Raw genomic sequence first — 14,492 nt, forward strand, 5'->3', positions numbered from 1 at the left:
GGCGAAACGCTATTCCAGTACCACATCGACCGGTATGCCGCCGTGCAGACCCTTGTGCACGGAGGAGGGGGCAATGCCAAAATACTTCCGGAATACGCGGCTGAAATGCGATGAGCTCGAGAAGCCCCAGGAGAAGGCGACGTCCGTGATGGTCTTGCCGTTCTGGGATTCCAGCTCCTGACGGCAATTTTGCAGCCGGGCCTTCCAGATGTAGTCGCTGACCGTCATGCCACGATCGCTGAACAGCATGTGCAGATAGCGCTTCGAGCAGCCGAGGGCCGCGGAAATGCGGTCGATGCAAAGATCGGGATCGCGCAGATGCTCGCGGATGAAGCCCTGGGCTCGCACATAGGTCGCCTCGGCGCTGCCGCGGTCGAACATCGCGCCGGTCTCGCGCAGCGGCAGCAGCAGCAGGTCGATTAGCGCATCGGCCACGCCGACGGCGTTGACCGGGGTCAGCGTGGGCGCTTCGCCGAACGCGGCATGGACGAAATCATAGGCGATGCGGCCGGTGCCGTTGCGCGCCGAGAGCTTGCACGGCGCCATCTTGGAGAGCTGGAAGCCGCGCTCCTTGAGCAGGTCCTTCGGAACGATGACGACCTCGTGACGCGTCAGGGACGGGCTGATGATGGTGTGCGGACACGACACGTCGTAGGCGAAGCAGTCGCCCGGCATGATGTCGAAGTGCAGACCGTCCTGCTCGAAATGCGAGACGCCGTGGGTCTGGAAGACGATCTTGATGTAGGGATGCTCGCTCAGCCTGATGCGCGAGACGGTGTGGGCGATGCGATGCTGGCTTGCCTCGATCTGGCACAGCTTCAATCGCGATACCGTCGTGAAATTGATCCGGCCCTCGAGCGAGGATCCTTCCAGCGCATCGACGTCGAACTGACCGCACAGGTCAGTGAGCGCATCCGACCAGCGCTGGATCTGACGCTTGGGCGTCAATCCGTTCGTGCTGAGTGAATGGACTGTATCGGACATCTTTCCAGCCACCGATTCGATCCCCAACGTGACTGCTCACCGAGCTGAAATCTGGCCCGGGATGATGCGCCTTCTCCCTGATTCTGAACAGCTTAGGGAGGCGGCGGGATTTCTTCCCGGATAATGTCGGGTGATCCTCCGACTTAGTTCTGGGCGCGTCAAGCGCAACCTTGGGCCGGTTCTACTTCGACGCAGGAACAACACTGAAGACGTTTGATGCCCTGCAACATGAAGCAGCCTTACCTGCCAATTCGCGGCCCGACCGCAAAAATCTGACGATGCTTCGCTTCTGAGCAAACGGCGCTTCGCTGCTGGGCAAGTCAGCGCGGTTCGATGGGACTACCAGTGAGGTACCAAAATGGAAGAAGTGGGGCCGTTTCGGCGGAAACCCTTGAGCTCATGAACCTGGGAGGAAATCCACGATGCGCAAGCTGCTTTACGCGACCAGCCTTGGGGCAATGGCGGTGTTCGCCGCCGGAGCTGCCAACGCCAATGACGAACTCCACAAGATGTCGCAGAACCCGAAAGATTGGGTGATGCCGACCGGCGATTACACCAATCAGCGCTATTCGAAGCTGAATCAGATCAACGCCCAGAACGTCGGAAAGTTGCAGGTAGCGTGGACGTTTTCGACCGGCGTGCTGCGCGGCCACGAGGGCGGCCCGCTGATCATCGGCAACATGATGTACGTGCATACGCCGTTCCCGAACAAGGTCTACGCTATTGACCTTTCCAAGGACAATCAGATCGTCTGGAAGTACGAGCCGAAGCAGGATCCGAACGTCATTCCGGTGATGTGCTGCGACACGGTTAATCGCGGCGTCGCCTATGGTGACGGCAAGATCATCCTGCATCAGGCCGACACCACGCTGGTCGCGCTCGATGCGAAGACCGGCAAGGTGGAGTGGAGCGTCAAGAACGGCGATCCGAGCAAGGGATCGACCGGAACGTCGGCGCCGATGGTCGTCAAGGACAAGGTCCTGGTCGGCATCTCCGGCGGCGAGTTCGGCGTTCAGGCCCACATGACGGCCTATGACCTCAAGACCGGCAAGCTGGTCTGGCGTGGCTTCTCGGAAGGTCCGGATGACCAGCTTCTGGTCGACGACAAGACCACCGAGCTTGGCAAGCCGATCGGCAAGGACTCGAGCCTGAAGACGTGGCAAGGCGATCAGTGGAAGATCGGCGGCGGCGCGACCTGGGGCTGGATCTCCTACGATCCCGAACTCAACCTCGTCTACTACGGATCGGGCAACCCCTCGACCTGGAATCCGAAGCAGCGTCCCGGCGACAACAAGTGGTCGATGACGATCTGGGCGCGTAACCCGGATACCGGTGTTGCCAAGTGGGTCTATCAGATGACGCCCCATGACGAATGGGACTATGACGGCGTCAACGAGATGATCCTCTCGGATCAGAGCATCGACGGCAAGGCGCGCAAGCTGTTGACGCACTTCGATCGTAACGGCCTCGGCTACACGCTCGATCGCGCCACCGGCGAACTGCTGGTCGCCGAGAAGTATGATCCGAAGGTGAACTGGACCTCCGGCGTCGACATGAACAAGAGCTCGCCGACCTATGGTCGTCCGAAGGTTCTCGACGCAGCGTCGACCGACAAGGCCGGCGAAGATCACAACGTCAAGGGCATCTGCCCGGCGGCGCTGGGTTCGAAGGACGAGCAGCCGGCGGCCTACTCGCCGGATACGCAGCTGTTCTACGTGCCGACCAACCACGTCTGCATGGACTACGAGCCATTCAAGGTGAGCTACACCGCAGGTCAGCCCTATGTCGGCGCGACGCTGTCGATGTATCCGCCTCCCGGTGAGACCAACATGGGCAACTTCATCGCCTGGGACGGAAAGACCGGCAAGATCGTGTGGTCGAACAAGGAGCAGTTCTCGGTCTGGTCGGGTGCGCTCGCGACCGCCGGCGGCGTGGTGTTCTACGGCACGCTGGAAGGCTACCTGAAGGCTGTCGACGCCAAGACGGGCAAGGAGCTCTACAAGTTCAAGACTCCGTCCGGCATCATCGGCAACGTCACCACCTATGAAAACGGCGGCAAGCAGTATGTCGCAGTTCTGTCGGGTGTTGGCGGTTGGGCAGGCATCGGCCTCGCGGCTGGTCTGACCGATCCGACGGCCGGCCTCGGTGCAGTCGGCGGCTATGCGGCCCTGAGCAACTACACCGCGCTCGGCGGAACGCTCACCGTGTTCTCGCTGCCGCAGCAGTGAGCTGAGCAAGCTTGTTCCGGCGCATGGGGTGATCTCCATGCGCCGGTCCGTCTTCAATCCGCGCACGCGAGGACAGGCTTTTGCGTAAGATCTGGTTTGTGACTGCTACGATCTTCGTCGTGGCAATGGGTGGAGTTGCCTCCGCCGAGGACGTGGGGGATCCAACCGCCGTCAAGTCCGAGGACGGCAAGTGGCTCGACAAGGATGGAAACCCGACGTTCAAGGTCGCGTCCGACGGTACGGTGGATTGGTACACCTACTCGGGCTACCGCCGCTATCATTCGGAGTGCCACGTCTGCCACGGACCCGACGGCATGGGCTCGACTTACGCGCCGGCTTTGAAGGATTCGCTGAAGACCATGAGCTATCCCGACTTCATGGGCGTGGTCGCGAGCGGGCGCAAGAACGTATCGACGTCGCAGGAAAACGTCATGCCGGCATTCGGCGATAACCCGAACGTTGCCTGCTACATGGACGACCTCTATGTGTACCTGCGCGCCCGCGCCAATGATGCGGTTGGGCGCGTCCGGCCGGCCAAGCACGAAGACAAGTCGGAAGCCTATGGAAAGGCGGAAGACGCCTGCATGGGCAACAAGAACTGAGCGTGACCGGCGCGAATGACAAACCTGTTTGATGTTTTGTGGAGACCAAGATGAAGACCCGCGCCGCAGTCGCATTCGAAGCCAAGAAGCCGCTTGAGATCGTCGAGCTCGACCTAGAAAGCCCCAAGGCCGGCGAGGTCCTTGTCGAGATCAAGGCGACGGGCATTTGTCATACCGATGCCTACACGCTCGACGGCTTCGACAGCGAGGGCATCTTCCCCTCGGTCCTCGGCCACGAAGGCGCCGGAATCGTTCGCGAGGTCGGCGCCGGCGTGACGTCGGTGAAGCCGGGCGATCATGTGATCCCGCTCTACACGCCGGAATGCCGCCAGTGCAAAAGCTGCCTGAGCCAGAAGACCAATCTCTGCACCGCGATCCGCGCCACCCAGGGCAAGGGCGTGATGCCCGACGGCACCTCGCGTTTCAGCTACAAGGGCAAGACGGTCTTCCACTATATGGGCTGCTCGACCTTCTCGAACTTCACCGTGCTGCCTGAGATCGCCGTGGCGAAGATCCGCGAGGACGCGCCGTTCGACAAGAGCTGCTACATCGGCTGCGGCGTCACCACCGGCGTCGGTGCGGTCGTCAACACCGCCAAGGTGACGCCGGGCTCCAACGTTGTGGTGTTCGGCCTCGGCGGCATCGGTCTCAACGTGATCCAGGGTGCCAAGATGGTCGGCGCCGACAAGATCATCGGCGTCGACATCAACGACTCCAAGGACAATTGGGGCCGCCAGTTCGGCATGACGCATTTCGTCAACCCGACCAAGGTGAGCGGCGACATCGTGCAGCACCTGGTTGGCCTGACCGACGGCGGAGCCGACTACACCTTCGACTGCACCGGCAACACGAACGTGATGCGCCAGGCGCTGGAAGCCTGCCACCGCGGCTGGGGCGTGTCGGTCGTGATCGGCGTCGCGGAATCCGGCAAGGAAATCGCAACCCGGCCGTTCCAGCTCGTCACCGGACGGGTCTGGAAGGGCACCGCGTTCGGCGGTGCGCGCGGCCGCACCGACGTGCCGAAGATCGTCGACTGGTACATGAACGGAAAGATCCAGATCGATCCGATGATCACCCACGTGCTGAAGCTCGACGAGATCAACAAGGGCTTCGACCTGATGCACGAGGGCAAGTCGATCCGTTCGGTCGTCGTGTTCTAAAATTAAAACACCAAGCACTAGGAGGATAGGTCAATGACTGTTCATATCCACCCGTCAGTCGACGATGGCGTCAAGCAAGGCTCCGGCAGTTTTGCCGGCGGTACGCTGGTCTGCAAATGCGCGGACAAGAAGGTCAAGGTCGGGGTTAAGGGCGACGTCGCCCACAACCATGCCTGCGGCTGCACCAAATGCTGGAAGCCTGCGGGCGCCACCTTCTCGGTGGTCGCGGTGGTCCCGCGCGAGAACGTCACCGTGCTGGAGAACGGCGACAAGCTGAAGATCGTAGATAGCGCCGCGGTGATCCAGCGCCACGCCTGCACCGGATGCGGCACGCACATGTACGGCCGGATCGAGAACAAGGGTCATCCGTTCTATGGCCTCGATTTCATCCATCCTGAGCTGTTCCAGGAGTCCGGCTCTGCGGCTCCGGGATTTGCCGCCTTCGTGTCGTCGGTGATCGAGTCCGGCGTCAAGCCGGCCGATATGGCCGGGATCAGGTCGCGGCTGAAGGAGCTTGGGCTCGAGCCCTATGACTGCCTGTCGCCAGCGTTGATGGACGCGATTGCCACCCATGTGGCGAAATCCAAGGCAGCCTGATCAAGGCAGCCTGACCGTGGCAGCCTGACAAGGGCGGCACGAGCGGCCGGCCCTGACGAGATTCGGCGTCGGCAGAGGGCCTGCCGGCGACGGATATGCTGGTAGTACCCGTGACCTTGAACCTTGCATGCCCTGCGGGCGACCACAGGGCATGCATTTTATTTTCCGCCTTGCCCTCATCCTATCCCCGATCCTGGTCCTTTCGCCGGCCCGCGCCACGTCGCCGGAGGACCGCTATATTGCCGCGCGCGACGCGGCGATCGCCAAATTCGCCAAGCAGGAGAAGGACGGCAAGATTGACGAGGCTGTCGACAAGGCAGAAGCGGCCGCGCGCGACGAACTGAAGGGGCAGCTGGTCGCGATCCTGTCCCAGCCCGCCCGGCCTGGCTTTGCCCCCGCCCAGCTCAACCTCGACACTCTATATAGAGGCGATATGGGGTTCGGCATGCTGGATGGCCTGCGCTTCGATGCCGACACCGGCAGGAACGGCGCAAAGATCGGCGAGAAGCACGCCGACGGCAGCTTCGTCGAACCGAAAGCCCATATCATCGTCACCTCCGAAGCCCTGTTCACGCGGTGGCTGCACGAGCACAAGGCGTGGTGGGACAAGGGCAGCAAGAATGTGCCGCAGCAGATCGAACCGGGCCCTGAAGTTCGAGGGGCTCTACACCCAGGCGATTTCGACCGATGCCGCGGTGATCAATTTCAACGAGCTGCCGGTCGCCACCGGCGTCGGCCACCCTGACTTACGGTTTCCTGGCCGGCCGCACCCAGGACACAACCCCCGAGGCCGCCGACGAGGTGTTCGTCGCGGCGCTTGCCAGCGGCAAGTTCTACATCGCCTATGGCGAGATCGAGCCCACCGTGCAGGTGCCGGCCTGCGCGACGATCCGCGCCGACTACAACAAGCGGGCGGATGAAGCGGACGAGAAGCTGCGTCAGAAGCGGATCGACAAGAAGGCCTATGACAAGCTCGGCGACCTGCGCCAGCAGGGCGACGATGCATTCAAGCGCTGCTTCGTCCAGCACGCCCCGGAACAACCGGCATTCGCCGAAGCCACCAAACAGGCCCAGGCGTTGCTGGAGACGGCGCTCGGCAAATAGCGCTACCTGATGGTTTGATCGGTTGGCGGTCCGACCCTATGTTCCCCAAGCAGCTTTCGAGCCTCGGGGAGACGCCATGACTACCGCCATCAGCCCGTTTCGCATCGCCATCAGCGACGATGTCCTCGAGGATCTCCGCACCCGGCTGCGCCGGACCCGCTGGCCGGAAGCCGAGCTGGTCGACGACTGGAGCCAGGGCGCGCCGCTGCAATGGATCAAGGACGTCTGCCGCTATTGGGCCGAGACCTATGATTGGCGGCAGCGCGAGGCGCAGCTTAATCGCTTCAGCCAGTTCACCACCGAGATCGATGGGCTCGACATCCACTTCGTCCATGTCCGTTCAAAGCACCCGGAGGCGCGGCCGCTGATCATCACCCATGGCTGGCCGGGATCGGTGGTCGAATTCCACAAGGTGATCGAGCCGCTGACCGATCCGACCGCGCATGGCGGCAGCGCGGCCGATGCCTTCCATGTGGTGTGCCCGTCCTTGCCGGGCTTCGGCTTCTCGGCCAAGCCGGCCGCGACAGGCTGGGGCGTCGACCGGATCGCCAAGGCCTGGGCCGTCCTGATGGAGCGGCTGGGCTACGCCAGGTATTTCGCGCAAGGCGGCGATTGGGGTTCTGCGGTCACGACCGCGATCGGCGGGCAGGATGCGGCGCACTGTGCCGGCATTCACATCACGCTTGCGATGTCGACCCGGCCCAATGTCGAGGGCCAGCCGACGCCGGAGGAAACCCGTGCGCTCAACGGCATCAAATACTACGCGGACTGGGATTCCGGCTATTCCAAGCAGCAGTCCACCCGGCCGCAGACACTCGGTTACGCGCTGACGGATTCGCCGAGCGGGCAAGCGGCCTGGATCCTGGAAAAGTTCTGGGCCTGGACCGACTGCGACGGGCATCCGGAAAACATCCTCAGTCGCGACGAACTGCTCGACAATGTCATGCTGTATTGGGTGACCGAGACGGCCGCATCGTCGGCGCGGCTCTATTGGGAAAGCTTTGGGCCGGGCAAGCGAACCCCGCACAAGGTGAGCGTGCCGACCGGTGTTGCCGTGTTCCCCAAGGAGATCGTCACGCCGGTCCGCAAATGGATGGAGACGAATTTCACCAACATCCAGCACTGGCGCGAGATGCCGAAGGGCGGACATTTCTCGGCGTTCGAGCAGCCCGAGCTTTTCGTTGGCGAGGTGCGCGAGTTCTTCGGGAAGTTGCGCTAGCCGTGCGGCTCGACCCTTTCTACGAATTCCAACGAACTACAGCAGTCCCCGATAAATCCCGGGCGCGGAGCCTTCGATGGCCACCGCGCCGACAGCCTTCGCATAGAATTCGGCCGGCCCGACGCCGCCGATGATGGCGTAGCCGAAGCCCTGGTGCTTCATGTCCTCGAGACAGGCGAACAGCAGTGCCTTGCCGATGCCGCCCTGCTGTGCCTTCGGCGCGACGCCGGTCGGACCGAAGAAGTTGCGGCAGGCCGCATCGTGGCAGGCGAATCCCACGATCTTCTTTTGCTGGATCGCGATGAAACAGGAGACCGGTTGGCGGCTGAACGCAACCTCGGTTTCGCTGGCCCACGCCTCGCTGAACGTTTCCCGTACCCAGGCTGTGACCTTGTGCTTTTCGGGCGCGAGCGCCCGGCGCATGACAATTCCGGCCTTGAGCAATCGATCGTAGGCAGGCCGGGAATCGGGCAGAGCATAGAGTTTGACGAGCATATCCATCCCGCAACCTTAGTTGAAAACGTATCCCGCGGGCAAATCACGGGAGGAAGGTAGAGGCGTAGGATGGGTGGAGCGAATGGGCTATTAGGCAACCTGCGGATCGCCGATATATTAGGGATGTCCGCTCTCGGCCGCAGCCCGTGCTGCCTGACCGGCAATCTCGTCAGCTCGCCAGCACCGGACCGCGTGCCCGTCCGGGCGTGTTTGAAGCGAAGGCCCGGGCTCGCGCTGGCACATCGCTTCGGCGTAGCGACAGCGTGGGCTGAATGCACATCCGTCCGGCGGATTGAGAGGATTGGGAAGCTCGCCCCTTGTCGTTCGCGAGCGGTGCGCGGCGTAGCGGATCGGGAATCGCGGCGATCAGGGTCTGCGTATACGGGTGGGCCGGCCGCTCGAAGATCTCGCGCCAGCCGCCCGTCTCCACAATGCGGCCGAGATACATGACCGCGACCCTGTCGCTCATGTGCTCGACCACGCCGAGATCGTGGCTGATCATGATGTAGGAGAGGCCGAGACTCTCTTTCAATTCCAGCAGCAGATTGATGATCTGGGCACGGATCGAAACATCGAGCGCCGATACCGGTTCGTCGCAGATGACGATCTTGGGATTGAGGATCAGGGCGCGGGCGATGCCGATGCGTTGGCGCTGGCCGCCTGAGAATTCATGCGGGTAGCGGCCGGCCTGTTCGGGCCGCAGGCCGACATGTTTGAGCATCGCCGCAATGCGTCCGTCGATCTCGCTTTGGGCCGTCACGCCATGCAGGCGCAGCGGGTCTTCAAGCGTGCGGCGAACGGTCTGGCGCGGATTGAGCGAGGCGTAGGGATCCTGAAACACCATCTGGGCGGTGCGGGCCAAAAGCTTTCGATCGACCGATCGCTGGCCGGTCACAACGTGTCCGTCGAGCACGATCCTGCCTCGCGTCGGCGTCAGCAGCCCAAGCAGCGAAAGGGCGACGGTCGACTTGCCGCAGCCGGATTCGCCGACGAGACCGAGGCACTCGCCGCGTTTCAGTTCGAGATCGATGCCGTCGACCGCGCGCAGCAGCCGCTGGCCGCCGCCCAGCAAGCCGCCGCCGAGCGGAAAATGCACCGCGAGATCCTTGACGCTGAGGATGACATCGTCGCCGGGGCTTGCCGCAGGTTCATGCATGGTGGTGGCACCTGACAAGCCCGCCTGCAGCGAGCCATGTCGTCTCCGGTGCGGTGGTCCGGCAGATCTCGGTCGCCCGCGCGCAGCGCGGATTGAAGCGGCAGCCGCTCGGAAAGTCCGCGATCGCCGGGACAACGCCGGCGATCTCCCTGAGCCGCGACCGGCCGAGCGCTGCGCGACTCCCCAGCCGCGGCAGCGAATCGACCAGGCCCTGCGTGTAGGGATGCGCGCAGGCGCGGAAGATGTCGTCCGAGCCGCGTTCCTCGACAATGCGGCCGGCATACATGACGCCGACGCGGCGGCAGACGTTGGCGACCAGGCCCAGATCGTGGCTGATCATCAGGATCGCAGTGCCTCGCTCGGCGCACAGATTGCGCATCAGCTCGATGATCTCCGCCTGCACCGTCACGTCGAGCGCGGTGGTCGGCTCGTCGGCGATCAGAAGATCCGGATCGCATGCCAGCGCGATGGCGATCATCACGCGCTGGCGCATGCCGCCCGAAAGCTGGTGGGGGTAATCCTTCACCCGCCGCTCCGGTGCGGGGACGCGCACGTTCGCCAGCGCCTCGACGGCCAGCTGGTTCGCCTCGCGCCAGCTCTTGCCTTTGTGCAGCACGAACATCTCCGCGATCTGCCGGCCGACGGGTGACACCGGATTGAGCGCCGTCATCGGCTCCTGGAAGATCATGGCGATGCGGTTGCCGCGCAGCGCCCGCTGCTCGGCCGCGGAAAGTCCCTGAATCTCGCGCCCCTCGAAACGTATCGCGCCGGCGGCGACCGAGAGCGGCCGCCGCAGCAGGCCGATCAAGGCGAGCGCCGTAATGCTCTTGCCGCAGCCGGACTCGCCGACAAGGCCGAATGTCTCGCCGCGATCGATGCGGAATGAAACGCCTTCGACCGCCGCAACATGGTTGGCGCCGTCGTCGAGATCGATGCGTAAATCCTCGACTTCAATCAGCGGAGGAGCCGTCATGCGCGCCGGCTCCGCGACTGGGGATCCAGCACGTCACGCAAGCCATCACCCAGCAGGTTGAGGCCGAGCACCGTCAGGAAGATGGCGAGGCCCGGGAACACCGACAGCCATGGCGCCGTGGTGATCTGGTCGCGCGCCTCCGACAGCATGCTGCCCCAGCTCGGATAGGGTGGACGGATGCCAAGGCCGAGGAACGAAAGCGAAGCTTCCGCCAGCACCGCGCCTCCCATGCCGAGCGTGCCGATGACAATGATGGGGCCGACCATGTTCGGCAGCAGCTGCGTGATCATGATGCGCAAATCTCCATAGCCGAGCACGCGCGCAGCCTGCACATAGCCCTGGCTCTTGAGCGACAGCGTCGAGGCGCGTGCGATCCGGCAGGTGAAGGACCAATTGGTCAATCCGAGCGCGATCAGGAGGCTCGTCAGGCCGGGGCCGAGCACCGCCATGATGGCGAGTGCGAAGATCAGCGAGGGGATCGCGAGCATCAGATTGGTCAGCCCGTTGACGACATCGTCCCACCAGCCACCCCAATAGCCCGCGGTCAGGCCCAGCGTCACGCCGATGACGCTATTGACGAGCTGCGAGACGATGCCGACCGTCAGCGAGATGCGCGCGCCGTGCACGACGCGGGAATAGATGTCGCGACCCTGCGCATCGGTGCCGAACCACCAGATCCAGCTCGGCGGTTCTTCCGCATTCATGAGGTTGGCGCCCATGACCGGATCGGTATGTGCCAGCCAGGGCGCGAACAGGCCGACGAAGATCGCAAGCGCGAATAGCGCGCCGCCGACGATCGCGCTGGTTCCAAGCTTCATCGCGGCCGCTCCGCCGTGGCAGGCTGCATGGTCGATCGTGCGCTGTCGTGATGAGACTGGCCGCCGCTCATGCGTATCGGATCCTGGGGTCGATCACGCCGTAGAGCAGGTCAACCAATGTATTGACGGCGAGGAAGAACAGCACCACCACGAGAATGGTGCCTTGCACGGCGGGAATGTCGCGCTGCAGGACGCTGTCGACCAGCAGCGAGCCGATGCCCGGCCAGGAGAACAATTTCTCGACGACGACGGCTTGGCCCATCACGACGCCGAATTGTAGGCCGATCGCCGTGAGAATGATGACGAGGGCATTGCGCATCACGTGCCACGTCACGACCCGGGTCTCGCTCATGCCCTTCGAGCGCGCCGTCCGGACAAAATCCGCGGTCATGATCTCGAGCACCGCTGCCCGCGTCGTCCGCGCCAGCAGCGCCATCGGCGAGACGCCGAGGGTTACGGCAGGCAGGAGCAGATATTTGAGGCTGCCATCGCCATAGCCAAAGCTCGGCAGCCAGCCGAGCTTCAATGCAAACAGATACATCAGCAAGAGCCCGAGCCAGAATTTGGCCATCGAGAGGCCGGACACCGCCAGGACCATCGAGAGCGTGTCGACGATGCTGCCCGGCTTCAGCGCGGCGATGAAACCGAGCGGAACGCCGACCGCAATCGCGAACGCCAGCGCTGCGAAGATCAGCTGCAGCGTTGGCCACATCCGTTTGGCGACCATGGTCGTGACCGGCTCGCGGGTCCGGAACGAGGTCCCGAAATCACCTGTCGTGAGCTTGGCGACATAGGAGCCGAACCGCACGTAAACGGGATCGTCGAGGCCGAGCTGCTTTTTCATGCGTTCCACGACCTGCGGGTCCGTAGGACCCCGGCCGTCATCGCCCATGCTCGACACGATGCTGCCCGGAACGACGCTGAACAGGACGAAGATCACCAGCACGACGGCCAGCACGGTCGGAATGGTTTGCAGGACTCGACGGATCGCGAAGGAGAGCATTCGAAGTTTTCCTCATCCCCTCCATCGTTTCACACGATGGAGGGGGAGCGATTGGCACCTGTCACTTCGCCGGCGAGGTGTCGTCGACCCAAAGGTCTTCGACGTTTTGATGGGTCAGTTCCGTTGCGTCCAGCTGGATTCCTTTGAGCCAGGGCTGCACCGCCATGACCGCCTTGTTGTAGTTGAAGAACCAGATCGGCGCTTCCTCCTGGAGCAGCGCATTGGCCTTTTGCAGCAGCTGGACGCGCTTTGCGGCGTCGTCGGTCTGGCCGGCTGCATCGATCATCTTGTCGAAGTCCGCGTTCTTGAAGGTCGTGTAGTTGCAGGCCGATTGCGGCGTCGCCGAGTGGAAGCATTTGAGCGCCGCCTGCGGATCCGGGCCGGTCGCCTGGGAATAGATGAAGGCCTGGAAGTCGCCCTTGCGAATGACCTCCGCCAGCACCGCGGTCTCGACCTGCTTGACCTTCACCTTGATGCCCACCTTGTCCAGCATCGGGATCGCGGCTTCGACGATCGGCAAGCCCCAGCTTTCGTTCTGACTGGTGGTCCATTCGAATTCAAAGCCGTTAGGATAACCCGCGTCCGCAAGCAATTGCTTCGCCTTCGCCGGATCGTAAGGGTAGGGCTTCATGGCCTTGTCGTATGCCGGCGAGGTCAAAGGCAGCCAGCTCGTAGCGCGATAGGCTTTGCCCTTGACCAGCTTGCTGATGATCAGATCGGCATCGATCGCGTAGTTGACGGCCTGCCGAACCCGCTTGTCGGAGAACGGCTTGAACGTGGGATTCATCCCCATATAGCGGGTGAAGACCTCGGCGACCTCGACAATGGCGCCCTTGAGGTTGGGGTCGGCCTGATAGGCGACATACTGCGCGGGCCCAAGCACCGAGGTGTCGATCTCCTTGTTGCGGAAGGCGACATCGCGGGCCGCGGCTTCGCCCATCAGCGATATCACGAGCTTGTCGGCATACGGCTTGCCGGGCTTGTAGAACCGGTCCCAGCGTTCAAGCACGATGCGCGATCCCGGCACGTGCTCGACGAATTTGAATGGACCAAGACCGATCGGCTTCTGGAGGAAGCTCTCCTTGCCGCCCTCGTCGGCCGGATAGATCGAGGTCAACGCGGTGAAGAAATAGAAGGCGGGATCGACCTTCTCGGTCAGCTTCATTTCGAGGGTAAAGTCGTCGATCTTCTTCAAGCCCGAGATTTCCTTGGCTTGGCCCTTCTCGACCTCGGCCGCGCCCTCGATCAAGCGGACAAAGCGTGCGCCGGGATAGGCCTTGGTGCCGTCCATGATGCGATTGTAGGACCAGATGATGTCGTCAGCCGTCATCCTGCGGCCGTTGTGGAAATAGGCGTCGTCGCGCAGTTTGAAGGGTATGAACGAGGCCACCGCCCGAGACGGTGACCTCCTTGGCAAGTTCCAGCACCGGCTTGCCCTCCGTCGAGTCCCAGATGTAGAGCGAGCGGTGCAGAGCCTTGGCGTAGATCTCGTCCTGCGCGCGCGGTGTCGTGTGGATGTCCATGCTGGTGAAGCTGGAGCCATAGGGCGCCGTCATGCGAATGGTCCCGCCCTTGCGCGGGGTCTGGGCCTCCGCCGTGGCGGCGAGTGCGAGCCCGAGGCCAACCGCAATCGCAATCAACTTGAACCTCATGCTTCCCCCAACGATGCAGGAACATTCCGATCAGCGAGTTGACCATCGGCAGCACGCCAAGCGCAAGGTCCTCATGTCGCGTCGATGGCGACCGGCAACAAAAAATCTGTGTCGTCGCGATGCGTGGGCAGGATTATGGAAACGCTGCGGGTGCTGCGGGCGCCTACGGACGTGATTTGGACGCGCCGACACCTTGGCTACAACTTGCGCGAGCATGTAAGCGATTGCGATTGAACGGATTTCGGCTTCCGTCGTGAAATTGCGAAGCCGGGGTTCCGGACCGCATGACCTGGCAATGAACCGCCTGTGACATAATAAATCCACCGCGCCACGCTCGCGACCGCCCTGCGCGCCACCAAGCACGAGAAGCATCCGGACAAGTCCAAGACGCCTGGGCTGTGCGAATTGCTCGGCTTGAAGTCGTTTACGCCGCACGATCTGCGGCGCACCGCCAGCGACGCTGGCCGGCGAGCTTGGCTTCTCCGAGGCCGCGATTGCCAA

12 protein-coding genes and 2 pseudogenes are annotated in these 14,492 nt (G+C 63.0%); 7 read left to right on the top strand and 7 right to left on the bottom strand.

Going from position 1 to position 14,492, the window contains the following annotated elements:
- Nucleotides 1-9 precede the first annotated feature (9 nt).
- Entirely contained in the window at nt 10-984 is a 975-nt protein-coding gene (locus tag ACVWW1_RS01805) for a helix-turn-helix domain-containing protein (RefSeq protein WP_176529989.1), read from the bottom strand.
- Between the two features lie 422 nt (nt 985-1,406).
- Here ACVWW1_RS01805 and xoxF5 point away from each other — a divergent pair, with 422 nt between their 5' ends.
- The 7 genes from xoxF5 to ACVWW1_RS01840 all read left to right on the top strand — a co-directional run bounded on the left by xoxF5 (nt 1,407) and on the right by ACVWW1_RS01840 (nt 7,894).
- Nucleotides 1,407-3,212 carry a lanthanide-dependent methanol dehydrogenase XoxF5 gene (gene xoxF5, locus ACVWW1_RS01810; RefSeq protein ID WP_176529990.1) on the top strand — a complete coding sequence of 602 codons (1,806 nt, stop codon included), beginning with the start codon at nt 1,407-1,409 and terminating at the stop codon, nt 3,210-3,212.
- Nucleotides 3,213-3,337: 125 nt separating this feature from the next.
- A complete protein-coding gene (locus tag ACVWW1_RS01815; protein WP_176534935.1) occupies nt 3,338-3,814 on the top strand; it encodes a c-type cytochrome, methanol metabolism-related in 477 nt (158 codons plus the stop codon).
- 50 nt (nt 3,815-3,864) lie between these two features.
- Nucleotides 3,865-4,974 carry an S-(hydroxymethyl)glutathione dehydrogenase/class III alcohol dehydrogenase gene (locus tag ACVWW1_RS01820; RefSeq protein ID WP_456654630.1) on the top strand — a complete coding sequence of 370 codons (1,110 nt, stop codon included), beginning with the start codon at nt 3,865-3,867 and terminating at the stop codon, nt 4,972-4,974.
- 33 nt (nt 4,975-5,007) lie between these two features.
- Nucleotides 5,008-5,571, top strand: a complete 564-nt coding sequence (gfa, locus tag ACVWW1_RS01825) for an S-(hydroxymethyl)glutathione synthase (RefSeq protein WP_456654631.1) — start codon at nt 5,008-5,010, stop codon at nt 5,569-5,571.
- A 151-nt stretch (nt 5,572-5,722) separates the two neighbouring features.
- Nucleotides 5,723-6,316, top strand: a complete 594-nt coding sequence (locus ACVWW1_RS01830; protein ID WP_456654632.1) for a hypothetical protein — start codon at nt 5,723-5,725, stop codon at nt 6,314-6,316.
- A gap of 56 nt (nt 6,317-6,372) precedes the next feature.
- Nucleotides 6,373-6,675, top strand: a complete 303-nt coding sequence (locus ACVWW1_RS01835) for a hypothetical protein (protein WP_456654633.1) — start codon at nt 6,373-6,375, stop codon at nt 6,673-6,675.
- A 76-nt stretch (nt 6,676-6,751) separates the two neighbouring features.
- Complete coding sequence (locus ACVWW1_RS01840; protein WP_456654634.1) at nt 6,752-7,894, top strand: epoxide hydrolase family protein; 1,143 nt, start codon at nt 6,752-6,754, stop codon at nt 7,892-7,894.
- A gap of 36 nt (nt 7,895-7,930) precedes the next feature.
- On the opposite strand, the gene ACVWW1_RS01845 is transcribed toward ACVWW1_RS01840, so the two are convergent.
- From ACVWW1_RS01845 to ACVWW1_RS01870, 6 genes and pseudogenes are all read right to left on the bottom strand, one after another.
- Nucleotides 7,931-8,395 carry a GNAT family N-acetyltransferase gene (locus ACVWW1_RS01845; RefSeq protein WP_207831514.1) on the bottom strand — a complete coding sequence of 155 codons (465 nt, stop codon included), beginning with the start codon at nt 8,393-8,395 and terminating at the stop codon, nt 7,931-7,933.
- 111 nt (nt 8,396-8,506) lie between these two features.
- Nucleotides 8,507-9,545, bottom strand: a pseudogene (locus ACVWW1_RS01850) (ABC transporter ATP-binding protein).
- Nucleotides 9,538-10,518 carry an ABC transporter ATP-binding protein gene (locus ACVWW1_RS01855; RefSeq protein WP_456654635.1) on the bottom strand — a complete coding sequence of 327 codons (981 nt, stop codon included), beginning with the start codon at nt 10,516-10,518 and terminating at the stop codon, nt 9,538-9,540. The pseudogene ACVWW1_RS01850 and the gene ACVWW1_RS01855 overlap by 8 nt, the downstream one beginning before the upstream one ends.
- Nucleotides 10,515-11,336 (bottom strand): ABC transporter permease, encoded by an 822-nt coding sequence (locus ACVWW1_RS01860; RefSeq protein ID WP_176529997.1) that lies wholly within the window; start codon nt 11,334-11,336, stop codon nt 10,515-10,517. The genes ACVWW1_RS01855 and ACVWW1_RS01860 overlap by 4 nt, the downstream gene beginning before the upstream one ends.
- A 67-nt stretch (nt 11,337-11,403) precedes the next feature.
- Nucleotides 11,404-12,339 (bottom strand): ABC transporter permease, encoded by a 936-nt coding sequence (locus ACVWW1_RS01865; protein WP_092115636.1) that lies wholly within the window; start codon nt 12,337-12,339, stop codon nt 11,404-11,406.
- Nucleotides 12,340-12,400: 61 nt separating this feature from the next.
- Nucleotides 12,401-13,991: pseudogene (locus ACVWW1_RS01870) on the bottom strand (ABC transporter substrate-binding protein).
- Nucleotides 13,992-14,492 lie beyond the last annotated feature (501 nt).

Source organism: Bradyrhizobium sp. JR3.5 (assembly GCF_054057015.1).